This is a genomic window from Pedobacter sp. B4419, assembly GCF_059693725.1.
The window spans coordinates 504,679-531,270 of record NZ_JCASSL010000001.1 but is presented as its reverse complement, the minus strand read 5'-3'; the positions used below and the strand labels follow the sequence as shown (position 1 = coordinate 531,270).

Annotated in this window: 28 protein-coding genes; 11 read left to right on the top strand and 17 right to left on the bottom strand. The window is 40.7% G+C overall.

Annotated elements, in window-relative coordinates; translation table 11 throughout:
- From AC570H_RS02145 to AC570H_RS02120, 6 genes are all read left to right on the top strand, one after another.
- Positions 1 to 1,335 carry an ankyrin repeat domain-containing protein gene (locus AC570H_RS02145; RefSeq protein ID WP_497351238.1) on the top strand — a complete coding sequence of 445 codons (1,335 nt, stop codon included), beginning with the start codon at positions 1 to 3 and terminating at the stop codon, positions 1,333 to 1,335.
- A gap of 41 nt (positions 1,336 to 1,376) precedes the next feature.
- On the top strand, positions 1,377 to 2,132 hold the full coding sequence (locus AC570H_RS02140) for a DUF72 domain-containing protein (RefSeq protein ID WP_497351236.1): 756 nt from the start codon (positions 1,377 to 1,379) through the stop codon (positions 2,130 to 2,132).
- An 80-nt stretch (positions 2,133 to 2,212) separates the two neighbouring features.
- On the top strand, positions 2,213 to 3,124 hold the full coding sequence (locus AC570H_RS02135) for an ABC transporter ATP-binding protein (protein WP_497351234.1): 912 nt from the start codon (positions 2,213 to 2,215) through the stop codon (positions 3,122 to 3,124).
- The gene (locus AC570H_RS02130; protein WP_497351232.1) at positions 3,117 to 4,454 is read left to right on the top strand and encodes an ABC transporter permease; all 1,338 of its coding nucleotides are present in this window, start codon (positions 3,117 to 3,119) and stop codon (positions 4,452 to 4,454) included. Before AC570H_RS02135 ends, AC570H_RS02130 begins: the two co-directional genes overlap by 8 nt.
- A 73-nt stretch (positions 4,455 to 4,527) precedes the next feature.
- A complete protein-coding gene (locus AC570H_RS02125; protein ID WP_497351230.1) occupies positions 4,528 to 5,244 on the top strand; it encodes an SDR family NAD(P)-dependent oxidoreductase in 717 nt (238 codons plus the stop codon).
- Positions 5,245 to 5,289: 45 nt separating this feature from the next.
- The gene (locus tag AC570H_RS02120) at positions 5,290 to 6,189 is read left to right on the top strand and encodes a Ppx/GppA phosphatase family protein (RefSeq protein WP_497351228.1); all 900 of its coding nucleotides are present in this window, start codon (positions 5,290 to 5,292) and stop codon (positions 6,187 to 6,189) included.
- Between the two features lie 14 nt (positions 6,190 to 6,203).
- Here the strand turns inward: AC570H_RS02120 and AC570H_RS02115 are convergent, their stop codons facing one another.
- From AC570H_RS02115 to AC570H_RS02045, 15 genes are all read right to left on the bottom strand, one after another.
- On the bottom strand, positions 6,204 to 6,803 hold the full coding sequence (locus AC570H_RS02115) for a carboxypeptidase-like regulatory domain-containing protein (protein ID WP_497351226.1): 600 nt from the start codon (positions 6,801 to 6,803) through the stop codon (positions 6,204 to 6,206).
- Positions 6,804 to 7,001: 198 nt separating this feature from the next.
- The gene (locus tag AC570H_RS02110; protein WP_497351224.1) at positions 7,002 to 7,580 is read right to left on the bottom strand and encodes a Maf family protein; all 579 of its coding nucleotides are present in this window, start codon (positions 7,578 to 7,580) and stop codon (positions 7,002 to 7,004) included.
- A 97-nt stretch (positions 7,581 to 7,677) separates the two neighbouring features.
- Positions 7,678 to 8,088 carry a hypothetical protein gene (locus AC570H_RS02105; RefSeq protein ID WP_497351222.1) on the bottom strand — a complete coding sequence of 137 codons (411 nt, stop codon included), beginning with the start codon at positions 8,086 to 8,088 and terminating at the stop codon, positions 7,678 to 7,680.
- Between the two features lie 153 nt (positions 8,089 to 8,241).
- Positions 8,242 to 8,769, bottom strand: a complete 528-nt coding sequence (locus AC570H_RS02100) for a KdsC family phosphatase (RefSeq protein ID WP_497351220.1) — start codon at positions 8,767 to 8,769, stop codon at positions 8,242 to 8,244.
- A 149-nt stretch (positions 8,770 to 8,918) separates the two neighbouring features.
- Entirely contained in the window at positions 8,919 to 9,161 is a 243-nt protein-coding gene (gene iscX, locus AC570H_RS02095; protein ID WP_497351218.1) for a Fe-S cluster assembly protein IscX, read from the bottom strand.
- A gap of 111 nt (positions 9,162 to 9,272) precedes the next feature.
- On the bottom strand, positions 9,273 to 9,605 hold the full coding sequence (locus AC570H_RS02090) for a 2Fe-2S iron-sulfur cluster-binding protein (RefSeq protein ID WP_497351216.1): 333 nt from the start codon (positions 9,603 to 9,605) through the stop codon (positions 9,273 to 9,275).
- A 40-nt stretch (positions 9,606 to 9,645) separates the two neighbouring features.
- Positions 9,646 to 10,410 carry a Rossmann-like and DUF2520 domain-containing protein gene (locus AC570H_RS02085; RefSeq protein ID WP_497351214.1) on the bottom strand — a complete coding sequence of 255 codons (765 nt, stop codon included), beginning with the start codon at positions 10,408 to 10,410 and terminating at the stop codon, positions 9,646 to 9,648.
- Between the two features lie 69 nt (positions 10,411 to 10,479).
- Positions 10,480 to 12,954, bottom strand: coding sequence for a heme lyase CcmF/NrfE family subunit (locus AC570H_RS02080; protein WP_497351212.1), 2,475 nt, complete (start codon positions 12,952 to 12,954; stop codon positions 10,480 to 10,482).
- The gene (locus tag AC570H_RS02075; RefSeq protein WP_497351210.1) at positions 12,954 to 13,370 is read right to left on the bottom strand and encodes a cytochrome c maturation protein CcmE domain-containing protein; all 417 of its coding nucleotides are present in this window, start codon (positions 13,368 to 13,370) and stop codon (positions 12,954 to 12,956) included. The genes AC570H_RS02080 and AC570H_RS02075 overlap by 1 nt, the downstream gene beginning before the upstream one ends.
- Before the next feature lie 101 nt (positions 13,371 to 13,471).
- Positions 13,472 to 14,113: a peptide-methionine (S)-S-oxide reductase MsrA gene (gene msrA / locus AC570H_RS02070; protein WP_497351208.1), complete on the bottom strand. Its 642-nt coding sequence runs from the start codon at positions 14,111 to 14,113 to the stop codon at positions 13,472 to 13,474.
- A gap of 230 nt (positions 14,114 to 14,343) precedes the next feature.
- Positions 14,344 to 15,765, bottom strand: a complete 1,422-nt coding sequence (locus tag AC570H_RS02065) for a Glu/Leu/Phe/Val family dehydrogenase (protein ID WP_497351206.1) — start codon at positions 15,763 to 15,765, stop codon at positions 14,344 to 14,346.
- A gap of 146 nt (positions 15,766 to 15,911) precedes the next feature.
- Complete coding sequence (locus tag AC570H_RS02060) at positions 15,912 to 16,130, bottom strand: CcmD family protein (RefSeq protein WP_497351204.1); 219 nt, start codon at positions 16,128 to 16,130, stop codon at positions 15,912 to 15,914.
- A 4-nt stretch (positions 16,131 to 16,134) separates the two neighbouring features.
- Complete coding sequence (gene ccsA / locus AC570H_RS02055; RefSeq protein ID WP_497351202.1) at positions 16,135 to 16,791, bottom strand: cytochrome c biogenesis protein CcsA; 657 nt, start codon at positions 16,789 to 16,791, stop codon at positions 16,135 to 16,137.
- A 261-nt stretch (positions 16,792 to 17,052) separates the two neighbouring features.
- Positions 17,053 to 17,448 (bottom strand): hypothetical protein, encoded by a 396-nt coding sequence (locus tag AC570H_RS02050; protein WP_497351200.1) that lies wholly within the window; start codon positions 17,446 to 17,448, stop codon positions 17,053 to 17,055.
- Between the two features lie 255 nt (positions 17,449 to 17,703).
- Positions 17,704 to 18,366 carry a heme exporter protein CcmB gene (locus AC570H_RS02045; protein WP_497351198.1) on the bottom strand — a complete coding sequence of 221 codons (663 nt, stop codon included), beginning with the start codon at positions 18,364 to 18,366 and terminating at the stop codon, positions 17,704 to 17,706.
- Positions 18,367 to 18,564: 198 nt separating this feature from the next.
- Here AC570H_RS02045 and AC570H_RS02040 point away from each other — a divergent pair, with 198 nt between their 5' ends.
- Together AC570H_RS02040 and AC570H_RS02035 are read left to right on the top strand one after the other, a co-directional pair.
- On the top strand, positions 18,565 to 19,053 hold the full coding sequence (locus tag AC570H_RS02040; RefSeq protein ID WP_497351196.1) for a methylated-DNA--[protein]-cysteine S-methyltransferase: 489 nt from the start codon (positions 18,565 to 18,567) through the stop codon (positions 19,051 to 19,053).
- A 2-nt stretch (positions 19,054 to 19,055) separates the two neighbouring features.
- Positions 19,056 to 19,571: a DUF421 domain-containing protein gene (locus tag AC570H_RS02035; protein WP_497351194.1), complete on the top strand. Its 516-nt coding sequence runs from the start codon at positions 19,056 to 19,058 to the stop codon at positions 19,569 to 19,571.
- 6 nt (positions 19,572 to 19,577) lie between these two features.
- Here the strand turns inward: AC570H_RS02035 and AC570H_RS02030 are convergent, their stop codons facing one another.
- Entirely contained in the window at positions 19,578 to 20,318 is a 741-nt protein-coding gene (locus AC570H_RS02030) for a LytR/AlgR family response regulator transcription factor (RefSeq protein ID WP_497351192.1), read from the bottom strand.
- Positions 20,315 to 22,246: a sensor histidine kinase gene (locus tag AC570H_RS02025; RefSeq protein ID WP_497351190.1), complete on the bottom strand. Its 1,932-nt coding sequence runs from the start codon at positions 22,244 to 22,246 to the stop codon at positions 20,315 to 20,317. Before AC570H_RS02025 ends, AC570H_RS02030 begins: the two co-directional genes overlap by 4 nt.
- Before the next feature lie 346 nt (positions 22,247 to 22,592).
- Here AC570H_RS02025 and AC570H_RS02020 point away from each other — a divergent pair, with 346 nt between their 5' ends.
- The 3 genes from AC570H_RS02020 (at position 22,593) to AC570H_RS02010 (ending at position 26,589) form a co-directional block, all read left to right on the top strand.
- Complete coding sequence (locus AC570H_RS02020; protein WP_497351188.1) at positions 22,593 to 24,509, top strand: SEL1-like repeat protein; 1,917 nt, start codon at positions 22,593 to 22,595, stop codon at positions 24,507 to 24,509.
- Between the two features lie 136 nt (positions 24,510 to 24,645).
- Positions 24,646 to 25,467, top strand: a complete 822-nt coding sequence (locus tag AC570H_RS02015) for a M12 family metallopeptidase (protein ID WP_497351186.1) — start codon at positions 24,646 to 24,648, stop codon at positions 25,465 to 25,467.
- 3 nt (positions 25,468 to 25,470) lie between these two features.
- Complete coding sequence (locus tag AC570H_RS02010; protein WP_497351184.1) at positions 25,471 to 26,589, top strand: M48 family metalloprotease; 1,119 nt, start codon at positions 25,471 to 25,473, stop codon at positions 26,587 to 26,589.
- Positions 26,590 to 26,592: the final 3 nt, after the last annotated feature.

Sequence of the window (26,592 nt, the reverse complement as noted above, 5' to 3'; positions counted from 1 at the left end):
ATGTCATTTATTCTCGCTTGTGAGGGCGGAAAAAGGAAAATAGCCGAGCTTTTATTGGCTAACAAAGAGGCAGATATTGCCTATACCGACGAAAAAGGCAGAACAGCGCTACACTATGCGGCTCATCATGGCTTTTTAGATCTGGTTAAAATCCTGATCGAACAAGGAGCAGATTTGGATTATGAAGACCATGCGGGAGAAACGCCCTTTTATTTTGCCTGCCTGCAAAAGCAGAAGCAAACGGCCCTGTATTTACTGGAACAGGGTGCTAAAACCGATATCAAAGATTATAACGGAAATAGTTTATTGCACCTTACTGCCCAAACGGGCCAGATAGAAGTATTTGAAAAGGTACTCGATTCGGGAATGAATATCGATGCAGAGAACAACGATGCCGAAACTCCGTTACTCATTGCCACTAGCTGGCGCAACAAACAGATTGTAGAGCTTTTGTTAAACAAAGGCGCTAACATCAATGCCACCAACCAACAAGGAAATTCGCCATTGCTGTATGCGGTAAAATCGAAAAACATGCCAATGGTAGAGCTTTTGCTGAAGAATGGAGCCGATGTTAATCAGGTAAACCATGCCGGTGTATCGGCCTTGCTTATCGCCTGTTTTGACATGAACAGGATGTTGACCAAATTGCTGGTTGAACATGGAGCAGATGTATTTACTTCGGCAAAAGATGGCCTATCGCCTATTTGGTACGCATGTTCGCATAACCAGAAGGATGTAGTCGAACTATTTTTAGACCATTCAGTTGATGTAAATTATGCAAAGCCATTAACTGGCAACGATACTGCCATGGGTTCTTACCTCAATTGGGTAGAAACAGCCAACAACCTTGCCAGCGCCAACGATTTTGTTTTTGATTACAGCTACGGCGGTGAAAGATTACTGCATGTAGCCTCAAAAAGTGGCCATTTAAGTATGGTAAAACTGCTTTTGGAAAGAGGCGCGACCATAGATGCGCAAGATGAAAGCGGGAATACAGCTTTGCATTATGCTGCAGCCAATGGTAAAAAGGACATCGTAAAATACTTGTTGGAACAGCAGGCCGATGCCACCATTGTGAATGTGAAAGAGCAAAAAGCCATCGACTATTCGAACATTAAAGGATTTAATGAAATTACAGCTTTGTTATTACAGTTCGGTCCGGCCAACGCAGCCGTGCCCACTCCAGCGGAAACACCTCCGCAAGCTCCTCTAAATTTGGCAGATATGGACGCTAAAAAACAGGCCTTGCTCAATTTAAAAGAACTGTTAGACGCAGGAATTCTATCGCAAGCCGAATTTGATGAGGAAAAAACGAGGATTTTGAGGAGCAGTTAACCAAGGCAAGAACATTTTGGGCAACCGGATGTTTCAATAACATGGATTGGCGCATAGGTTGCTCAGGCTTTTATTACAGAGAATGGAAAAGTGTTTTCTATCCCAATGATTTGGCGCAGAAAAACTGGTTTTCCTTCTATTGTCGATATTTCAATACCATTGAAATCAACTCGACTTTTTATAAAATGCCTACCCAAAAATCTTTTACGAAATGGTACGATGAAAGCACACCAGATTTTCTCTTTACCATTAAGGCGCCACGGCTAATTACCCATTATAAACAGTTAAATGACTGTCAATCGCTCATATCCGATTTTTATCTGGCCATAAGCGATGGCCTAAAGGAAAAACTGGGTGCAGTGCTTTTCCAGTTTCCGCCAAAATTTGATTTTACCGAACAACGCCTGGAACTTTTGCTCCATCTTTTAAATCCTGCATTTACCAATGTGGTAGAGTTTAGGCATTCCTCTTGGTGGCAGACAAAGGTTTACGAAGAACTAGCCAAGAAAAACATCATCTTTTGTGGGCAAAGCTATCCTTCCAACTTGCCTGATGAGGTCATCAAAAACAATCCGACCATTTATTACCGTTTTCATGGCAAGCCCGTACTTTATAAATCAACTTATCCGATAGCCGACATCGAAAAGCTTATTGAGCAGCTGAAGCCGCCCACAACAAGAGCATTCATCTATTTCAACAATACTTGGGGCACCGGAGCACTAACCAATGCCAAACAGCTGCAACAGTTAACTACCGGCCTATTGGCAGAATTGGAACAGACGAAACTCGACTTTTAGCTTTCGTATATGTTTTTTATTGGCAACGTAACATTTCTTAGCCCTTCGCATCTTATATTTACTCAAACTAAACATTAAAAATGCTAAGCGTAAAGAATATTGTTAAACAATATGCCACGCACCGCGCCTTAGACCAAGTGAGCCTTGAAATAGAAAGAGGCAAAATATTCGGTCTGCTGGGCCCAAATGGTGCTGGAAAAACATCCCTGATTAGAATCATTACCCAAATAACGGCTCCCGATAGTGGCGAAGTGCTTTTTAATGGCCAACGCCTCAATGCGGATCATATTTCGCAAATTGGCTACCTGCCCGAAGAAAGAGGTCTCTACAAAAAGATGGAGATTGGCGAACAGGTGTTGTACTTATCTAAACTAAAAGGATTAAGTACTGCCGAAGCCACCAAACGCATCAAATTCTGGTTCGAAAAATTGGACATGGCTACTTGGTGGAACAAAAAGGTGGAAGACCTGAGCAAGGGAATGCAACAAAAGGTACAATTTGTGGCTACGGTTTTGCACCAACCAGAACTGATTATCCTGGATGAGCCTTTTTCTGGTTTTGATCCGGTAAACGCCGACATCATCAAAAATGAAATCCTCGAACTGAACAAACAGGGTGCCACGTTTATATTTTCTACGCACCGCATGGAGAGCGTTGAAGAGCTTTGTGATAACATTGCCCTTATTCACCGTTCCAAAAAAATATTGGATGGCAGCGTCGACGAAATCAAGAGCAGCTACCGCAATAATACCTATTGGGTAGAATATGAAGGCGAATATGATCCATCCTCAACAGCCAATATCTTTGATGTTTTGCAAACAGAAACGGCAAAAAACAAAACCCTGATCAAAATCCAGTTGCAAAAAGACAAAACCGCCAATGAGGTTTTAGCTGCCCTTCTGCCTCATGTGGCCATTAGCCGTTTGGATGAGGTGATACCAACCATGAATGATATTTTTATTGAAAAAGTGAAAGGACAAGTACATGAATAAGATTTTACTCATCATCCGTAGAGAATATTTATCAAGGGTAAAGAAAAAGTCATTCATTCTCATGACCTTTTTAACTCCCCTGCTCATTGCCGGGATTTATGGTTTGATTGGCTATTTTACCTATAAAGGGATTAGTGATACGCATGATAAGATTGCCGTAATCAGCCAAAATAAAACATTGACCGAAAAACTGGCGGCAGACAAGAACGTAACTTATGTGTACGAGAACAAGTCGCTGGAGCAGATGAAAAAATCGCTTAAAAATTCCGACTACGACTATATCCTTTACTTGCCAGAGTTTAGTTTAAAAGAGCCAAAGGGGATCGAACTCTTTGGTGCGAAACAGGCAGGTCTATCCTTAAGCAATCGTATTTCTGGAGATATCGAAGAATTGATCCGCAACCAAAAACTCAAAGAATCGGGCATTGCGCAAAGCGATTTGGACCAGCTGAAGACCACGGTTGATATCTCGACCAAAAAAATTGCCGAAACTGGTCTCGAAGAAGAATCCAGTGCAGGCGCGAGCACCGTTATTGCTTTTATTGCCGGTATATTGATGTTTATGTTCATCATGTTGTACGGCGTACAGGTAATGCGCGGTGTAATTGAAGAGAAAACCAGCAGAATTATCGAGGTAATGATTTCTTCGGTTAAACCTTTCCAGTTAATGATGGGCAAAATTGTAGGCATCGCCTTGGTAGGCCTTACCCAGTTCATTTTGTGGATTATCCTCACTTTTACCATTAGTACCATTGCGGTGAGCGTTTTTGTTGATAAAGCCGATGTGAAAAAGATCGCGGCTTCGGCACAAGCCAATAGCCAAATTTCTACCGGAACCCAAGTAGCAAGTGTAGCTGCAGCGCAGGGGCCAATGGCCGATGTACAAAAAAGTTTGGCTGGTCTCGATTTCGGCAAAATCGTGTCTGTGTTTATCTTTTTCTTTTTGGGAGGATACTTGTTTTATAGCGCCCTTTATGCCGCAATCGGTTCTGCAGTAGACAGCGAGACCGAAACCCAGCAATTTATGATGCCGGTAATGCTCCCCTTGCTCTTGGGCTACGCGCTTTCGTTAAGCGTGGTTACCAACGATCCTTATGGAAACGTAGCCTTTTGGCTTTCGATGATCCCTTTTACTTCGCCAATTGCCATGGTGGTTCGTATGCCTTATGGCGTATCCAATTGGGAGCTCATCCTCTCTATGGCTATATTGGTAATCGGTTTTATTGGTACCGTTTGGGTGGCCAGCAGAATTTACAGGGTCGGCATTTTAATGTACGGCAAGAAAACCACTTTTAAGGAAATGTTCAAGTGGTTTACTTATAGGAATTAGGACTGAAGTCGGAAGTCCACGGTTTTTAGTCCATAGCTAAATGGCCAATGAACTAATGAGCCAATGAACTAAAATGAAAAAAGCAATCGTAATTGGTGCCAGTTCGGGTATTGGTAGGGCTTTGGCCCTACTTTTGGCCAATAATGGCTATATGGTTGGTGTAACCGGGCGCAGAAGTGAGCTCTTGGCCGAGTTGCAAGCCGTGAATCCAGCGCAAATTAAGGCTTCGGCTTTTGATGTAACCGAGGCCAGGGATTTGCACAAGCACTTGGATGAATTGGTTGCGCAATTGGGCGGACTGGATTTGCTGGTCTTCAGTTCGGGCATTGGCGAATTGAATGCCAATCTGGCTATCGAGCTCGAAATGGCTACCATTGACGTTAATGTAAAGGCTTTTAACCAAGTAATGCTTTGGGCCTATCATTATTTCGAAGCGCAAAAGCGTGGGCATATTGTTGCGATCAGTTCTATTGCGGGCCTGCGTGGTGCTGCCCTCGCTCCTGCCTACAATGCCAGCAAAGCTTATCAGATCAATTACTTGGAAGGTTTACGCCAAAAAGCGACCAAGCAAAAACTGTCTATCACCATTACAGACATCAGGCCAGGCTTTGTCAATACAGCTATGGCTAAGGGCGATCAGTTGTTTTGGGTCGCATCGCCAGAAAAAGCCGCCAAACAGCTCTTTAATGCAATACGATCGAAAAAGAACGTTAAATATGTAAGCAAACGCTGGACGCTGATTGCAGTACTATTTAAAATGTTACCTAGGTTTATCTACCAGCGCTTGTAATTTGATCCAGCGTATTGTTAAATTAGCTACAATATCCCTCAACACATGAAAATAGCTGTAATCGATCTTGGCACAAACACTTTCCATCTTATTATTGCCGAAAAAAATGGCAGTGTGCCTCATGTTCTCTTTAAAACCAACAAACCTGTAAAGCTTGGCGAAGACATTACCAAAGACAATTTGATTATTCCAAGTGCGTTTGAACGGGGCATAGCCTGCCTAAAAGAGTTCAAAGCCATAACCGATCAATACGAAGTTGATCAAATCAAGGCAACAGCTACTTCAGGTGTACGCAGTGCAAACAATGGTTTAAGTTTTGTAAATGAAGCCAAAACACAGGCGGGGATAACAATAGAAATCATTGATGGCGAAGAAGAGGCCGAATACATTTATAAAGGTGTAAAATGGAGCGGGGCGATCAAAGGCAAATCCTTGATTATGGATATTGGCGGTGGAAGTACCGAATTTATTTTGTGTGATGACAATCAAATGGTTTGGAAAAAGAGCTATAACATTGGCGCAGCCCGATTGATGCAAAAATTCTTTAAATCTGACCCGATTAACGAGACCGATAAACAAGCTATTTTAGCTCATCTAGACAATGAATTAAAAGCATTGAAGGTGATCTGCGAAGAATACCAACCCAAAACCCTTATTGGTTCTGCTGGCGCTTTCGAAACCTTTGTGGGGATGGTCGATCCAACAATAGATATAGATAGAATCGCTACAGCAATTATCCCATTAGAAGCTTATCAAAAATTAGCACATCAGCTGATTCATTCTACGCACGAAGAAAGAGCTACTATGCCTGGTTTAATTTCCTTAAGAGTTGATATGATTGTAATGGCGAGTATGTTGACCGATTATGTTTTGGCCGAGCTAGGCATCAAACAGATCAAGCTTTCTACATACGATTTGAAAATGGGGGTTTTAGCCAGTCTTTAATATTTCTGGGGCTATTAATTCATAATAACCAAACCCATCACCATCTCAGCTAACCGTACCGTCAAATTTTGTTGTTGCGGTTTTGAAAAATCAATCGTTAAGCCTCCCTCATAACGCACACTTTCTACAAAAAGCTGCCTGTCTTTTTGATTAAAGCGATTGCCTAAGTTAATTTCATAACGTCCATTCTCATCTGTTAGGGCAAAAAGCTTGCTATTGCTTATGTAAACCCTAATTCCGGCCATTGGCTTTTTGTTTTTATCAACTACATAGCCATAAATTCTCTTTACTTCCGGAAGTTTTTTATCCGTTGCTTTGAAATGGGCATGAATTTCCGTTGGCGCAACAGCTCTGGGTACGGCAGCGCTTACATTTTGCGCAAAAATACTGGCGCCAATGGCCAATACGCCTACATATTTCATCCAGTTTCTTTGCGCAGGGGCTAAAACCAAGTGATAATTCAATTGATCAAGCTGTGTTTGGGTTAAGCGACCGCAAACCTCACCGGTTGCATTGGATAAGGCTTGAATGATTTCGGCATTGGTAGCCGTAGAGAAATCGACTACACATTTCTGGCAGCTTGAACAAAAGTTTTCACCTTCTCTTTTTTCCATCAATTCCCAATTTTGGGAACAAGGTTCGTGTATGCTGATTTTGGTTATGGAGCTTTTCATATTCATCATTTGGATATATGATGAAGGCATTATTAAAATTCCACAAGAGGAAAATGATTTTTTATGATCAATTGGGATCTAACTCAGGCGATTTATCTCTTGTTTCCCGACTACGGACTATTGACCATGGACTATCGACTAAAAATACATTTCTAGCTTAGCTAGCTCGCGATACAGCTTCTCAGTTGGCAAACCCATTACATTGGTATAGGAGCCTTCGATACGCTCCACTACGGCAACGCCATACCAATCTTGGATACCGTAGCTGCCAGCTTTGTCAAAGGGCTGATAATTGTCTATGTAAAAATCTATTTCTTCTCTTGTTGTTTCCCTGCAATAAACTTCTGTGAGGTCGTAAAACGATTGCAATCCATTTTCGCTGATGATGCTCACACCGGTATAGACTTCATGTTTTGAGCCTGATAGTTTTCCCAGCATTTCCTGCGCCTGCTCACGGCCATTCGGTTTGCCCAAAATTTCTCCGTTAATAGCCACAATGGTATCGGCAGTAACCACGATTTGGCCTGGTACAGCACCAAAAGCATTGGCTTTTTGTTCGGAGATGTAAACAGCAATTTCGGCCGGACTTAAGTCTTCGGGATAACTTTCGTCTACCTCTTTAAGTTCTACCGTAAAATCGAGGCCCATGAGTTTAAGCAATTCTTGCCTGCGAGGCGATTTAGAGGCCAATATGATCTTTTTTTGCTGTTTGTACATCTTGCTAAAATTTGCACTAAAATAGGAAAATGCAAAGCCATTAAACAACAAAAGCGGCCTATAAGCCGCTTTTGTTGTTGTAAATACTGTGGTTCAATTATTTACCGCCACCGCCTTGTTGTCTTTCTTTCATCATTTTCTCTCTGGCAGCTTTAACTTCGTCTTGCCAAGTTTTGTAGGCTTTTTTCTGATCTTCAGTTAAAAATGCATTGATTTTGGTATCGGTATCCGCAGTCATTTTTTGCATTTTTTCCATCATGGCTTGTCTGTCGCCACCGCCACCTTGCATTTCTTCACGTGCTTTTTTCATAGCTTCAGCCGCTTCGGTATAAACAGCTGTAGCTTTTGTTTTCTGGTCGTCGGTTAATTTAACCTTCTCATCTAATTGTTTTACTCTTTCTTCTGGAGAAGCTGCCATACGTCTGCCGCCACCTTGACCACCTTGCTGTGCCTGAGCAAAAGTTACTACACTGAATAATAACCCGCAAATCATTACTAATTTTTTCATGTCTTTGTTTTTGTTTTAATTGTTTCTGGGCTGTTGATCAGCCTTATGTTGTTTATGCTTTCTTAGAACAAGAAACCCATTGCAAAGTTTAATTGCAATGTGGTAACTTAATTGTTGCACACTCAACTCCTTAACACACAAAGAAATAAAATATTATTTGCTCGAATCGGCAGCAGAAGGTTTAGGATCGTGCCAGTTGTGCTGCACTTTTAATACCTTTTCGATGACATCTCTTACGGCTGCTTCGCCTCCTTTTTTGGGAGAGATGTAATGAGCGATCTGTTTAATTTCGTCAACCGCATCTATTGGACAAGTTGCAATGCCTACGAGTTGCATAACCTGATAATCTGGTATGTCATCCCCCATGTACAATACCTGTTCAGGTTGTATGTGGTGTTGATTTAAATAGTTTTGGTAAACTTCTACCTTATCGCCTACGCCTAAAAAAACATCGGCAACGCCCAGTCCATCAAAACGCCTGTTCATCGCTGCGCCCTTGCCTCCAGAAATGATACAGATCTTATAGCCTTTTTTGGCCGCCAGCTGCAGGGCATAACCATCCTTAATGTTAAAAGAGCGCAAAAGCTCTCCCGATTCGGTAGCAATTACGGTTCCATTCGTCAACACACCATCAACGTCGAAAACAAAAGTGGTGATATTTTTAAGGTTCTCTAGAAACATACTTTTGAGGTAAGATGTAAAAGGGTAAACGGATGAAGGTTATCGATGTTTATTGGCATTACGAAATGTAGCTAGAAACTCACCTGAGATTGCTTCGCTGGCTCACAATGACGATACCTACAAACCGACAACTGTTAACTCACAATTGATTATTGGTTGTCTCTCCACTCATAAACCCAGGCCGATTGGATCTGCTCCAAATGCCCTTCGTTACATTCTTCACGGGTTCCCTTAAAATTAGGCAATCCCAATACCCAGTCCATCAATTCGGTAAAACGGATACGGTAGATTTTGGCTTCGTTAAATTCATCGCCAAATTTCTCATACAGCTCTTGAGCTATATCTTCATGGTCTTTCCAGTATATTGGCAATGCAAATTTATCGCTGTTCATATATATTGTTGTAAAGTTTTAATGTTGTAAGGTTAAATTGGTTAGCTCTCGGTCTTGATACCTGATACTCGCTACTTAATACCTAACTGCTAACTCAAAACTGTTAACTGACTAGTGTCCCAAAAATCCAGACTGATCCGGAATAGTTACTTCAATATCACCATCAATTACTACACATTGGCAGGCCAAGCGAGAAGTAATTTTCGGTCTTACTGCCCTATCAATAAAGTCTTCTTCCTTATCTGATATCTCTTGGATATTATCCATGCCCTTGTTCACGTAGATATGGCAGGTACTGCAACCGCAAACGCCGCCACAGTTATGTTGCAAATCTATTCCGTTATCAAGAACTACATCTAAAACGTCTTCGCCGGCAGCTATTGGCAATTCAACTGGTTCCTTGCCCTCTTCTTCAAAATTTATCTTTAATTTAAAAATACTCATAATTTAGTTGCAAAAGTAAGTAGCGAAAACCGCAATCATGCTATGATTTTGTTTTTTTAATGCTCTCACTTAATGTTTTATAGATTTCTAACAAATGTGGATGTTGCACCAGCAGCTCTTGGTGCGCTTTTAGGGTCTGTTCATCGTTTCTGATGGCAGGTCCTGTTTGTACTGCTAAAGGCAAGGCCTGCTGTACCTTAGCTGCAGTTTCATTGATCAACGGGCGTAGGATATCGAAATCCATTCCGTTGGCATTTACAATTTGCTCGCCCAAAGCATAAAGGTGATTGGTAAAATTACAGGCAAACACCGCAGCCAAATGTAGGATTTTGCGTTTTTCGCTATCCACTTCAACTACGCGGGTACTTAATTTGTTGGCCAGTTGCTTCAATACCTGCATCGAAACCTCATTATTGGCTTCTAAGCAAAGCGGAATATCGTTAAAGCTAAGAGCCTTGTTTTTAGAGAAAGTCTGCAATGGATAAAATACGCCGTAATTGGCAAATCCTTCTTCAAAAACGTCCATGGCAACTGCACCACAGGTATGGGCAATTAAGCCTTTAAACCCTGTCAATTGTTGCGCAATGCCGGCCAACGCATCATCTTTAACCGCAATTAAGCAAATATCGGCTCTTGGATCAACTTCGTTTAATTCGGTTATGGCCTGTGCATCTACCTGTTGAGCCAACTCGATGGCATTAGGGTAATGATAAGACCAAACCTGTACCACCTGCAGGTGAGCAGCCTTTAAAGCCAGCGCCAAGTGGGTAGCAACATTTCCGGAACCTATAATTACAACATTCATTCAGCTCATTTTTTAACAAGTATCATGAGCTGCATGATGACTACAATTGCAAACCCATGATGGCTATCATTAATTAGTCTTCAGCTCCTTCTTTCTTCTAAAAATAGAAATCAAGAAACCGATCACCATCACAATGGTACCTACCCAGTATAGGTTGATGTAAGGGAATTCGATTGATTTAAATACCAACCAATCTTTGGCTTGTTGCGGCCTTTCGTACACCATCAATTCGAATTTGCCTTGATCAGGCAAAATTTTGGTGAACCTGAACCTTAATCCCAATTCGTCAATCTTTCTGGCAAAATCGAAAGTATTATTCCCTTTCACCATAAACAAGGGCTCGGTTTTATAAATCTTGCCACCTACATTGATTTCTAATGGCAAGCCTACAGCCAAATCGCCTGGAGCAATGGTCAAGTCTTTAACCGTTGGATTGCTATTGATTGGCTTTACCGTTAACACGCTACCAGCTACATGCAAAGTATCATTAACGCCCAAGGTTACTATACGTGGGGCTTTGTAGTTTTCATCTTCAGAGTGGCCTTCGTGCTCGCCATGCTCTTCTTTCTTTTCGGCCGCACTGGTAATGTGGGTATAAATATCTGTAGTTAAATAGTGTTTGGTATCTGGCGAAGCTACCATTCCCATCTTGCCATTTTCCTGTATGTTCGGGTTCAAATCGAAATCTTCTTTGATCTTTCCGGTCTTTTCGTCGATTTTCTTGAAATTAATCTTGTAATAGGTATTTGGCGCTATGGTTGTATCGCTGATGTAAGTAACGGTGTACTTGCCCATTTTCTTAGGCTCGTTCTTATACAGCATGATGTTTTCGGCAGGCTTTTGGTTTTTTTCGAAATCCCTAACCGGAATAAATTTGGCTTCGTTAATCGAGATTGGATTACTGGTTGCCGCCGCTACCAATGCGCCCAACAACAAAACGGCAAAGCCGATATGCGCCACTGCCGAACCAATCAACTTGGTGCCCTTGCCCACAAATGCGGCAGATAAAATCCTGGCATTGGAAAGCACTGCAAAAACACAGCTGAAAGTGAGCAAAATGTACATTAAATTGGTATAAACTCCGGTTAGCCAAACAAAGCCTCCGGTAATTGCCATCGAAAATACAATAGAAGAAATTAGGCTGCTGTAAAACTTGCGCGGATCGGTACGCTTGTATTTTAGGAATTGAGAAAAACCCGAAATTAAGGTGACCAATACCGCAAAAGGAGCCTGCCACTGATTATAGTATTGAACAAAACCTACTTTAGGTGGGGCAAAATTAGTTCCAAAAGCTCTATTGAACACCGGTACAGAAGTGGTAAATATAATTTGCAAACAAGCTACCGTAAGTACTAGTGCACCAATAAACATCCAAAATTCGCGAGAGTAGGTTTCTTCGTCTTTATGGGTAATTGGCAATTCCTTCCAGCGGGTTACGATAAAATAGATCGCAATGATCAGGAATACCACATTGTAAGTGATCAAATGTCCAAACATGCCTAAATCGGTAAACGAGTGCACCGAAGTTTCGCCTAAAATACCGCTCCTGGTTAAGAACGAAGCATAAAGCACCAATAAGAAACTGATGAGGATCAATGCCATAGCGGTAAAGAAAGCATGACCAGTATTTTTATACGCAATTAACACGTGTACCCCAGCAATTAAGGTTAACCAAGGAATGATAGAAGCATTTTCTACTGGATCCCAAGCCCAAAAACCGCCAAAGTTCAATGCCTCGTAAGCCCAAAACGAGCCCATGATGATACCTGTTCCCAACACCATTACAGCGAATAGAGTCCAAGGCAATACAGGTTTAACCCAATCTTTGAAGCGTCTTTGCCAAAGGGCTGCGATGCCATAGGCAAAAGGAACCACCATACTGGCAAAGCCCAAGAACAAGGTTGGCGGGTGGATTACCATCCAATAGTTTTGCAACAAAGGATTTAAGCCCTTGCCATCAGTAATGAATTTTAAATAGTTTTTATAGTTTTCGGGATCATTGAAAACCATTGGTGCAAATTCTTTTAGATTTTTGGCCTCTCTTAACAGGATAAAAGGCGAACTGCCAAAGCGTTGGCCAAAAATTTCAACACCCAAAAGCATCGAAGTTAAAAAAGCCTGAGAGAAGGCAACCACGGTCATTACGCCGTTTTCCCAAGTTTTGGCTTTCCAGATTAAGATGGTTCCCAAAATAGACTGCCAAAAAGCCCATAGCCAGAAGCTTCCTTCCTGCCCTTCCCAAAAAGCCGACACGATGTAATAAACCGGCAAGCTTTTAGAAGAGTGGTTATAAACGTAGTTATATTCGTAATAGTGGTTTAAAATAAGGTAAAACAGAATAGAACCTATACCGATTACACTCACCAAGTTGATCAAAAAACCGATCCGGCCAATCTTAACCCAAGACTTGTCTTGAAGGTCTTTGTTTTTAACTGCGAAATAATAAGCAATTGCAGAGAGCAGCGATGAGGCAAATGCCAGCACAATAAAAAATTGGCCAATTTTGCCAGGAAGGAGATTCTCTCCAATAAATTGTATGTCCATTAAGATTTTTTGTATTGTTTTACCTGACCGTCCTTATTCACTTCAACCAGATTGTCATTGTATTTAGAAGGGCATTTCATGAGTATTTTGGAAGCATAAAAGGTATCGTTTTTCATTGAACCTATAAGCACCAATTTTTCCGAACGTTCAAAATCTTGTGGCTTAGTGCCGTTAAGCACTACTTTTTTTACTTCGCCTTTTTCATCCTGCATGTAAAAAGCAAAGTGATTTGGATCTTTAAGGGCATCGTAATAGGTGCCTTTGCTTTTTTCCCAATGGCCTATTACATGTTCTTCTTTTTGTGATGAAGCAGCTTCTTTGAAATTAGAATAGCTGTCGGTATCTGCATTTAAGCTAACCAAAAAGCCAATACAAATGGCAATTGTAATCAGACCAATAATAGCACTTTTTCTCATGTGGGCTCAACAATTTAAAAATCCTGACCACAAAGATAAAAAAACTACGCCAGCGGGCTATTGGTAATGCACAACGTGACAATTAATTGATAGTTCTGCCCCTATTTAAATTCATCCTTAATAAGGTTTGGCAAGGCTTTTCTCAGCTTTTCTACCTTTGGTCCGCAAACATTGGCTACATAGGCCTGGTTAGGGTTAAGGCGCACGTAATTCTGATGGTATTTTTCTGCCGGATAAAAAGCTTCAAAAGGCTTTACTTCCGTTACGATTTCACCGGGATGAAACTGCGATTGGTTATACTTTACAATGGCAGCTTCGATCTGTTTTTTCTCATCGGCATTGCTATAAAAAGCAATAGAACGGTAACTCGTGCCAATGTCTGGTCCTTGCCTGTTCAATTGCGTAGGATCGTGCATTACAAAAAAGGCATCCAACAATTGCGAAAAGCTGATTACACTTGGATCATAAACTACTTGTACCGATTCTGCGTGTCCGGTTTGTTCGGTTCCCACCTGCTCGTAGGTTGGATTGGCCACCTTGCCACCGGCATAACCGCTGGTTGCCTTGATCACGCCCTTCAATTCTGAGAATCCCTCTTGTATCGACCAAAAACAGCCACCCGCAAAAGTAGCCACCTGTTGCTTGGCTGTTGGTTTCGGCAATTCGGCAGGCTTCTGATCCTTTCCATTGCCACAAGCTGCTAAAACGGATAACAGCATTAAGCCTATTAATATTTTTTTCATGTGCTTCTTGTTTTAGTATAGCGTATTGCGTATAGCGTATTGCGTAGAGCGTATAGCGTAGAGCGTATAGCGCGTTGAAACATGTTAAACGCCTAACGCAAAACCCCAAACGCAATACACCAATATACGAGCTAAATGCTTTACTGTATTGCATCCGATTGTCATCTTTAAACAATAAAAAAGCCCTCCTGATTATTCGGGAAGGCTTTAATGTATGATTCTGTTTCAGCCTATGGCCAAACACCTAAATTCATGTAAGAGATGGCAATCTTATCGATCGAGTTTACAAAAGCAGCTGTTCTTAATGTTTTGGTAGCTGGTTTGTTTACCAAGGTCTCTCTAATTTCGTGGTAAGAATGGATCATGGTGTCTTCTAAACCTGAGTTTACCAATTCCATTTCCGAGGCACCTTTCACAATCATCAAGCGGTGCTCTGCAGGAATGGTTTTTCCGGTTAAGCTCTCTAAAGTATTGATCAAGTTTGCATTTGAGTTTTCTGCGTAACGGTTTTCCATACGGCCAAATGCTACGTGCGAAAGGTTTTTTAGCCACTCGAAATAAGAAACAGTTACCCCACCAGCGTTGCAATACATATCTGGAATGATGATACCACCCATTTCGGTAAAGATTTCTTCGGCTTCTGGCGTACATGGACCGTTAGCACCTTCGGCAATGATTTTAGCCTTGATGTTACGGATGTTTGCACCAGTAATTTGGTTTTCCAATGCAGCTGGAACTAAAATATCGCATTCTTGCTCCAAACCTTCGCTAGAATTCTTGAAATCCGTTGCACCTGGGAAGCCCAAAAGCGATCCAGTGTTTTTACGGTGTGCAAAAACCTCGTCGATGTTTAAGCCATCGGCATTGTAAATCGCGCCTTCGAACTCGCAAATCCCTACGATGGTTGCACCAAACTCGGCCAAGAATTTAGCAGAGTGGTAACCTACGTTACCTAAACCTTGTACAATTACTTTTTTATCGCCTAAGCCAGCTTTTAAACCAATTTTTTGCATGTCTTCGGCTACCGAAACGCACTCGCGCACGGCATAAGCTACGCCACGGCCAGTTGCTTCTTTTCTTCCACGGATACCGTGCAAAGCGATTGGCTTACCGGTAACGCAACCCAAAGCATCCAAAGAACCTGGATTCATGGTCATGTAGGTATCGGCAATCCAGCTCATTTCGCGCTCGCCAGATCCATAATCAGGAGCAGGCACATCGATACCGGGACCAATAAAATTCTTTTTGATTAATTCTGTAGTATAACGACGGGTAATCGTTTCCAACTCTGCAACCGAATAGTTTTTAGGGTTGATACAAATACCGCCTTTAGCGCCACCAAACGGCACGTTAACGATTGCGCATTTATAGGTCATCAAAGCTGCCAAAGCCATTACTTCGTCTTCGTTAACCATATCGCTGTAACGGATACCGCCTTTGGTTGGGCTCATGTGATGCGAGTGCTCTACGCGCCAAGCATCGATTACTTCAAAACCGTTTCCCCTGCGGATAGGGAATTGGAAACGATAAACACTGTTACACGCTTTTATCTGGGCCAATAAACCTTCAGGATGTGAGGTAAACTGGGCAGCACTGTCAAAGTTCATGCAGACATCTGCAAAAAAACTTGTCTCGTTTGCTTTATTAGCCATTAGTACTTCTTTAAAAAATTTGAATTTTCTTCTTTATGGGTGCAAAATTGCATCAAAATAAACCACTATTGCAAACAGAAATTTGCTTAGTGTATTAAAAACACCTTAGTAAAAGGGCTAAAAGATTAGGCTTATGACGTTTAAAATTAGTTTTTGTCAGAAGATTTTTTTTCTAACATTTTTAATCTTTTGTCGAGCGAAAAGAGATAGATCAACAAACCAACCAAAATTATCACGATACAAGCTACCACAACATATATTTTTCCGCTGCTGCGCAAGGCATCGGCCATTTCTACATCATTGCCTTGGGCAAACAGATTTAAGGTAGCCAATAGCATTAACAAAGTGAAAGTTATTTTCTTCATGAGATTAAAGTTGTTTGTTTTCTAGCGAACGAATTCTGAATTTGATGGTGTAAACCCAATAGCCGATAATGATCCAGCCCAAGCATGCTGGATAAAAAACCGCACGCATGCGACTGTCTAGATCGTAACTGTTAAAACCGGGATTGCCGCCATTGCCTGGGTGCAAAGACGATTGCAGGCGCGGCAGCACAAAAAGGAGCACAACCATCATTGGAAACGCAAAAATATTGAATATGGCCGAAATTTTGGCTCTTTTTTGTTCTTCATCTATCGCATTGCGCAATACGAGATAGGCAAAATATAATAAGATAGAAATGGCGGCGAAGTTTTGCTTAGGATCGAAGCTCCAAAACTGGCCCCAGGTATATTTGGCCCAAACAGCACCTGTAATCAGACCTAAAACGCCAAAGATAATTCCAGCGTTCACACTTTCTACAGCTCTTAAGTCGTCAAGCTCACTGCCTGAACTCAGGCTTTTGATGCTATAAAAAACAGAAATGGAAAACAGGGTGATCATGGCAAACCACATCGGTACATGAAAGTAGAGATTCCTGACGGTCTCGTTAAGGATATTCAGATGTGGAACGTCAAGCAACAATCCGGCAATTGCCGTATAAACTACCAAAATGGCTCCCAAAATTTTCCACCAGGTTTTTCGCATAATTTAATTTTAAATGAGAGGATTAATTAATGATCGAATATTGAACGGCCAGATTTTGAATAAAATCCTTCAAATAATATCCATCACCTCTTTTTGTCATTTTATTTATCGGGCAAAGTTAATAATCTATTGTTTATAATGGTCCATTGGCCATTCACATTTGACATAAAATACTTTAAAATGACCATAGCACCTCAAATGTGGTCGCAAAAAAAATGCAGACACATAATTGGCCTGCATTTTTAATAGGTTTTTCTAAAATTAGATCACGATAGAGGTTGCCGTGGCCGAATCTATCCTCCAACCCAATGTTGGACTTCCAGAAACCGTGATATACACATAATATTCATAATAGGAACCTGCGATATAACCTTCAAACTTGTCTACATTAATGGTGCCTGGTGAATGCGAAACACTGGTTAGAGTTACATTCCCAAGCCCTTGGATCGTAGCTGCAATGGTATAGATGTTTCCTGGTGTATAAGTAATGGTCGCTGTTCCCGGCACGCCATTATCTGCCGTAAAATTTTCGGTCTTTACAACGGGTGGCAATACTTTAGTTAAACGCTTTGGCTGGCTCACTTCCGATTTAAAACTACTAAACAGGCAAACGGCAAATGCCATGGCCAATACAAGGTAACGGGCTGTTGTTTTCATTTTTTTAGGGGTTTAGGTGAATGATGTGATGATTAGCCATCGATAGTTTGGCCTAAACAAGATTTGAAAAATTAACCAAGAATAAAAAAATATATCCGCACAATCGTTTGCACTTAAGTTATTGTTTGGCAAGTACTTGAATGCTATTCAGGCAAATGAGAAAGAGCTTATGGAAGCATTTGGAAAAACACAGTAGCTGTTCACCACTAAAACAACGCAATCGTTTGATCATCAATTATTTGACAACAAGCCCGATTAATCGCGCCACAAATAAGGAAAGAGCAGCAGAGAAGCTGTCATTACGAGTACGCTGATGAGCAACATCATCCCGATATCGTCTAAACTCACGCTTCGATCCAAACCATCAATGGCATTTTTGGCCAGCTTGATCAATACAATGAGCACCGGAATAATAATCGGAAAACTCAAAATAGCCATTAACATGCCTCCATTGCCAGCCTTCGAAGCAATGGCCGATACCATGGTAAATATAGTTGCAAAGCTCAAGCTGCCTAAAACGGTTGCAACAAGGTACATCAACACATCTGCTTTTTCTGGAAAGTTGAACACCAAGCTATAAAACAAGAGTGCAATCAGTGTTAAACCAATCATCAACAAGCTGTTGTAAACGGTTTTTGCAATAATCAGGGCCGAAGGGCTTACCAAAGTATAAATGTATAAGTGCCTGCCCTTGCTCTCCTGCATAAAACTTTTGGCAATGGCATTAATTGATGCAAAAAGCATGATGATCCAGAATAAGGCATTCCAGGTGAGTTTATCTATCGTAACAAATGACAGAAAGCAAACAAAAACAGTTGAAACCACGTACAGCAAAACACCATTAAGCGCATATTTGGAACGCCATTCTAAGAGAATTTCTTTTTTGATGAGGCATTTAACCTGTTGGATGAGCTGCATGGGGCAAAGATAACAATTTGAGGCTTTAGTCATATTAATCGGAAGTCAGGAGTCCGAAGTCGGAAATTTATGGTCGATAATTTTAATGTAATGAGATTGCTTCATCGTTTCTCTCCGCGATGACGATTGAATGAATGACATTAAGCCAATGAACTAATGACCCTAATGAACTAATCATTAAAACTCGTAATATTGTATATGGACAAATACTGTAGCGTAGTAAAAAGCCCAATTGGCGATGTACTTATTTTTGCAGACGACGAGGCTGTGAACGTAATTACTTTTGCCGAAAAGGATATCACCGGATTAAGTTCCAATGCCCTGAGCGAAAATGCCGCGCAACAGCTCCACTCCTACTTTGAGGGCAATTTAAAATCATTTGATTTCCCTTTGGCACAAACAGGTACTGAATTTCAGCAAAACGTTTGGGAAGCCTTATGTACCATTAATTATGGCGATACCATTTCTTACCTCAAATTTTCCGAACAGCTGAACAATCCCTTAGCCATTAGGGCCATTGCGGCAACCAATGGAAAAAACAATATCGCCATTGTAGTTCCATGCCACCGTGTAATTGGCAGCAATGGCAAACTGGTAGGCTATGCGGGCGAGCTTTGGCGCAAGCAATGGCTGTTGGAGCATGAAAGATCAATACTCGGCAAAGGTCAAATGAGCCTTAAATTTTAATTATGAACCCGTATTTAGATATCGCATTAAGAAGTTTGGCAGTTTATGCATTTATGCTGGTTGCCATTAGATTGACCGGCAAAAAGGAACTTTCGCAACTGAACACCATAGATGTAGTACTGATCTTGCTCATTAGCAATGCGGTGCAAAATGCTATGGTGGGCGATAATACGACTTTGTTGGGCGGATTGGCAGCTGCTGCAGTGCTTTTCATCCTCAATTTCACGTTAAAAAAACTGTTGTTCAAAAGCCGAAGGTTAAGAGATCTCATTTTGCAACATCCTGAAATATTGATCCACGATGGCAAACTGAACTTTGACAAGCTAAGCCATTTGGGCATCAGCGACGAAGAGCTTAAGGAAGCCATGCGCGAACATGGGGTTGAGCATTACAAAGATGTAAAATTGGCCATTTTTGAGGTTGATGGCAACATCAGTATCATTTCGGGCTCGCAAAACCTCAAACAAACCCATTTCAAGCGCAAAAAAGTACATAAGACTTTGGGGCTAAACGAATAGGCCTTTCTACACTACTCCAAATCTCTCGATCAGTTTGTCTTTTTGGATACGGGCTACCTGCAACTGTTTGTTGTTCTCCATGGTGAGTAGGCAATCGATCTTGTTAAAGTGTTTAACCTTGTTCAAATTAATGATGTATTGGCGATGGATGCGGAAAAAATTTCTGTTCTCCAATATTTCCTGCACGTCTTTTAAAGTCTTAGAAACAATTACTTTTTCGCCATCGAGCAAAACCAGGATCGAGTAATTGCTGCTGGCTTCAATGTAAAGGATATCATCGAGGTTAATAAAAACGATGCCCGAGAGCGAGCTGATGGCAATTTTATTCACCCTTTCTGCCTGCATCTGTCTTTGAAAAAGGTCTAGCTGCCCTTCTGAAGGTTTGCCAATATGAACTGCCTTTTTAACGGCCTCGATCAAATCGTTGATGTAAATTGGCTTCACCAAATAATCAAGCGCACTAAACCTGAACGCCTTAATGGCAAATTCGTTGTAGGCGGTTATAAAAACAATGCTGAATGCAACTGGCATCAGCTTTTCGAGAAACTGGAAACCGTTGAGCTCTGGCATCTCAATGTCCAAAAAAACCAAATCAGGTTTCAGAAGCCCTATTTCCTGCAATGCGATCAAAGGACTGTTAAACGTATATACATCGCCTATTTCTGGACAATATTTTTCCAACTGGATACGGAGCAGGTTAACGCTATCCTCTTCATCGTCGATAATTACCGCAGTTAACAATTTCATATCAAATGTATGTTTATCGTAACGCGGGTACCAGCAGGACCGTTATCATCATACAAATCTTCAATATAGAGCATGGTATTGGCGTTAAATTTCTGATTAAAAATAGCAATCCTTTCGTTGGTAATTAGCGTACCATAGGATTTTTCCTTTTCGGCTGCCTTGCTTTTCAGCTCTGCGGCCTTTTCCCTGCCCACGCCATTGTCTTCGATGGTAATATTGAGCGTTTGAGCCACAAAGTTCTGACTGATGTTGATCATGATTTTACCACCTTCGTTTTTATGCATCAATCCGTGCCAAATGGCATTTTCGAGGTGTGGCTGGATCAACATCGGCGGTATTTCTATAAAATCTACATCCACTTTTTCATCGATATCGAAAACATAGTTGAGCTTGCCCTTAAAGCGCATGGTTTCCATCTCCAGGTACAGTTTGAGCACCGTAATCTCTTCGGCCAATACGATTTTCTCCTTTCTTGAATGGACCAAGGAAAGGCGCATCAACTGCGAAAACTTGCTCAAATAACTAGATGCCAAATCGCTGTCGTTCTTTTCGATATAGAGGTTAATGGAGTTGAGGCAATTGAAAATAAAATGGGGGTTCATCTGCAGGCGCAAGATCTTATGCTCGTTTTCGGCATTTTTTATTTTAAGATTGATCCGCTCTACTTCACTTTGTCTATCCCGATAGGCCAACGCGGTTAAGAAAAGAATGGTATCGATTACGAACGCAATGGTTACCAAGTCTACATAATTGCTGATCTCAGTATACCAACGGGGAAGATAACTGTAAAGATTAAACCACTTGGGCAACATACTGAACATCAATGCAACAGAAATAGTAAGCAAGCCAATAAAGGCAAACTGCAGGTAGCCCCTATTCGGCTTGGGCCGGGTATGGTAGCTCAACAAAAGGGTAAAAATTAAAAAGGGTAATGAACTGTAAATCCATACTACTTTGGTAATGAGCGTAAGTGCTGGCCAGGCGTAATGGACGCACATCACTACGATCATCAAAACCCACTGCAACAAACAAAAATTCGAAAACGCATTCAAAAACCTGTTATTCTTGATCTCTAGAAACTTGGTTAAAAAGAGGATGTAGAAAAAATTCTGGGGGACAAAGGACAAGAGAAAGATAAAGTCGTTATTGAGCTGAGGCAACCAGCTTGTTTCCAGCACAATGGCATCTACCTGCAGAGAATACCTTAAAAAAAGGAAGATTGAGGCCAAGGCATAATATAAATAAGCCACATCCTTGCGCTGAAAAAAGTACTTGAGGCAACAATAGATAAAAACTGCAAAATAGAAGCCTGCTACCCATAACTTCACATTCCTATAACTTGGCGGAGAAAAGAGCTGCTCCTGGTTTTTCTCTTGATAGGCCACATCAAGAGTTTCGATCTGCGGGTATTGAGGAATAATGTTATAGATGTATTTATGATTGAGCAGGTAAAAATCCTGCTTTTGCCCATGTTTTAAAGGCAGGTTAATGCGCGAATAGTCGCCATTGATGGAGAGACCTGTTATCCTGGAGCCAAAACCGGTTTGGCCAACCAGCTTCAATTGCTTACCTACATGTTCATAAAGAACGGTTTGCTGCATTTTAACAGCCATTTTGAGCAACAACGTTGTGTCATTTAAGTAGCTGTTTTGGGTACTAAAACGGATCCAATATTGCAATATCGTGTCTGGAAATTCCCGTTGCGCCTTTAAGTTACTGTCTAGGGTTTTCCAATTTAGCGCGTTCAGATCGGCCAATTTTTTGTTGTTCTTTTTTGAGAGGGCGTAATCGGCTTGATTTAACAGGCTGATGCTCTTATCATTTGCCGTGACAGAAATAGGACTAACAATTTGTTGTGCAAGGGCATTGAAGCTTGCCACAATGGCAAAGCAAAAAAATATCGAGAGCCTTAAAAATGCGCTTTTCATTAGCACTATATAAAATAAACTGGAAATGCTATTGACTAAAGCTAACGAGAAAAAGCATTAAAAAAAACAAAATTGAGTGAAGCTGGGCTTTAGCAATGTGAAGCTTGGCATTTCCGATTTAAAACAACAGCCATACCGCAATTTTAGCCACAGTTTAACAACTTACCTATTTGGAGCGACATTAACCTTTGGCCTTCTCCTTTTGCCCGCTACACTGTCTATGGCAATCAGCCACACTCAAAACAAATCGCACTCTACACCCAAAAGACTATACCTCACTCAATTAGCCCTTTAAAACAGCACAGCAAGTATAAATTTGATAGCATAACCATCCAAATACTCAAAAATGAAAAAGCTCTTACTTATCCTAACCTTTTTATTTTACTTGTCGTCCGCTTTTGGACAAACAGCTCAATGGGGACCATGGACCTCTGTTTCATGCTATAAAGGCATCCAGTATAGCATAATGAACCTAGGCTTTAACAAAAGCACAAACAGTTATTGGTGGAATGTGAGATGGAAAAACAATTATTCAAAGGCCGTAAGTTTTGATGGCGAAGTAATTATTGGTGGCGAGAACTCTTTACACGGTGGTTTTGGAAACATACAGCCTGGCGGGACACAGACCTATACTTCTCTTCCTTATAAATCGAGCGCTGTCAATTTTACCGTTCGTGTAACCAAGGTTTGTTTCTCAGAGCGATATGGTGGTTGCAGCACCAATCTTGAGGGTTACCCAAATTACGCCGAATGTGATAACGGAACGCCAAATTATAAGATCAATCCTAAAAGAACTGCCGGCAATCCGCAAAGCAATCCCTCAACAAATAATGCTGGTTCAACTGCTCCAAGCCACCAAAACGCCAACCCTGCTCCTACCAACACTTCGGGTACGGTTTATACCAACACACCGATTACCCTCCCTACTTATTCCAATCAGCCAGCTACAAATACCAACAGCAATCAAAGTGCTGTTAACACCCAAAGGAAGATAGAAGCCATTAACCAGCTGGGCCAACAAGCAGTAGACCTGATTTCTTCTATCCAGGCCGATGCCCAAAGACGTAAAGAAGCAAAAATAATTGAAGCTCAAAATGCAGCTCTAGAAGCAAAGAAAAAAGCAGAAAGACAGATCAACACACTCAAAGACCCCAAGTTTTTTGAAACCTATTGTGATTTTATCGTGGCAAATGTAGAAGCCATTGGTTTTTCATTTTCCAAAATATCAAAATACAAAGAAGACGAGAAAGGAAAAGCCGTTACCATTGATTTTGCCAATAATATTCAAACGGAAATCAGGCACACGAGGCTAAGTGATGGAGACATGTTGTATACATTATATTTTGGCGCGAAAAATCTGGTGCATGGCAATCATTTGGCAAATTCTCAGCTCATTGATTTCTTGAAACAATTTCATTTTTACAACTACAATGGCTACAGCAATTATAACAGCAGCAATACCAAAATAGGCGATACTACCTATTATTGGTATAGGTTTTCAGACTTGTTTGGATTGGATAAAAGCCAGCCGTTTACAAACCTGTATCTCCAAGGCTATAAAACCGAAAACTACAAAGGCGCATCAGGTGAAATAGACAAATACAAGGCACGTGCATTAGATGAAATTTCAGGACTCCTGAAATCCGAAAACGCGGGCGCTAAGGCTTATCTCATCGCGAGCAAATACGAGGATATGAAAGATTATGATAATGCGGTTAAATATTACATCATCAATTACAACAATACCCCTGAAGAAAAAAGAACTTATTGGCTGACCGAGAAAATAGCCGATCTCTATTACAACAAAGAAAGGCTGAACAAAAAAGATAGCGCGGCGGTATGGCTTGCCCGCACCCTTAAACTGATGGAAAACGACCCTAAAAACAAGCTCGATATTGGCAAGGGAGAAAGCAATTGGTTTGACAGCAAGTACACTACGCTTTTATATAATTATGGCAATTCGGTTAGAAAAACGGATGGTAAACTCGCTATCGAAATCTATTTAAAAGCCGTAAGAGAGGGTTATACAGGCGCCTATACGGCTGTAGGTGTGATGTATGAACTTGGCGAGGGCGGCGTAGAGAAAGACTGGAAACAAGCTGAGGCCTATTACGAAAAAGACGCAGAAAAGAAAGGCGCAAAAGCCATGTACTACTTGGGGCAGCTTTATGAAAAAGGAGGGCCTAACCTAGAAAAGAATGAAAACAAATCGGAAAAATGGTTTAAAAAGGCTTGCAAGGTTGATAAACAGTATTGTAAATAAGCAGTGAATGTGATATAAAAATAAAGTTCAACCGACGAGCCAGCTAGGGCTCTTGGATTTCCAAATACTGAAGTCTACTTACTCATTTTGCCAAGCTTTAAGTTCGGCACCATTTTAACGATAAAACTTAAACTATATGAAAACTACATCGATTTACGCAACTTTAATTGTTTCCTTTTTCTTGACTATTTTCGTTTCATGCAACAATAGTGGAAACAAAAAAGACACAAGCCAATCTGACTCCACTAAGACAGCAGAAATTGCAAAACTGCCAGAAGATTCGCTAAGAAAAATACGGGTATGTACAGCATTAATAAGTGAAACGCATGTAATCGATTCAAGCAAAAATGCATTTGGCAAACCAGATCTCTTTTGGCCTGAAAATACCAAAGTCCTCAAAGTAAAGTTTATTGATGGAGATCCTAAAGTTCAAACCAGAATCATAAATACAGCAAAGGAATGGGAAAAACACTGTGGCATCATCTTTAGTTTTGGTAATGATCCAAATCCCGATATTACCATATCATTTAAAGAAATAGGCTCTTGGTCATATTTAGGAAAAAGCTCTAAAGGCATGATTCCTTCAATGAATTATGGCTGGCTTACAGCAGAAACTCCCCAATCTGAATATGACAGGGTTGTATTACATGAGTTTGGACACGCTTTGGGTCTTTATCATGAACACCAAAACGGCAAAAACAATCCCATTGAATGGAACAAACCAGTAGTGTATCAATATTATATGGGGCCGCCAAATAATTGGAGCAAAGAAAAAATAGATTATAATCTTTTCATGCGATATAGTTCAAACGAATACAATGGTACTGAATTTGATCCCCTTTCGATCATGCAATATTCACTGCCATCTGAATTCACAACAAATGGGTACCATTTAAATTCAGTTAATAAGCTATCTGAAACCGATAAAAAATTTATTTACGCTATATATCCAAAATAACTCATGTATAGATTTTTAATCCTTGCTATTGCCTGTCTTTGGATTTTGCCCTACATTTCATGTAAGCAGAAAAACAAGGGAGAAATTTTTATTGCACCAACAAAAAGTGGTAAGGGATCTGTAATGCATTTCAAAAAAGCATGTTTTTTTGTTTCATCACAGAAAGAGGCAGATTCAATAAAAAAGATCAAAAAAATAGATATAGAGCTCCCGAACACTAGAGAAATTGAACAGATTAAACAAATTACAGATTTTATTGGATTACCTCAAAACTTTGGGATTTATAAGGGGGATGTGCGTAATGCAATGGCAACTATCGTAAATGGAAGGAGAATTATTATTTTTAGGAAGGATCTGCTTAGAAGAATGGACAGGGTTGGAGGCAACGAATATTGGTCTTCTATGTTTGTACTTGCTCATGAAATTGGGCATCACTTGAGCAATCATTTTTCTCCCGATAGTCTGAATTCAAAAGATGAAGAACTTCAAGCTGATTTTTTTGCCGGATCCGTGCTTTGCAGACTTGGAGCTCCCTTAGAAGCAACAGTAAAAGCAGTTACTTTTGGTTTTATATCCTCTATCGACGACTATAGCCCTCATCCCAATGTAGAACGTAGGGCTGCAATGGTTACAAATGGTTGGAATAGAACCAATATCCAACTTAACAATACTTTTGCTACCCCACCACCACCGGCAGATGATGATATTGATTTTGGAACCCAATCCATATTTACTCCAGAAGATTTTCATTTAACGAAAGGAGAAAATAGCGATATATTAAATCATATTATTGAAAATAAATCATATTACGAATTGGAAGGAATTATTACTAGAATTCATTATTATACGGATTCCTTGTATTCAAAACTGCCAAATAATATTCGAGAAATTCAAGTTGAGATAACCAAAGACAACACAGGTTTTTACGAAAATAAAGGAGATGGCATATCCAAAGGCACTCGAATTTTGGTTCAAGTTCCTCAAGGCGAAGAAATGTGCCATGCTTGCATTGGCAATTATATTTCAATTTTAGTTAGGGGCAGAAAAATCCGGTTTAAAACATATATCTATGGATCTGGTTTGGATAGTTATTTATTCTATTTAGAGAAATTAAAAAGATAATCA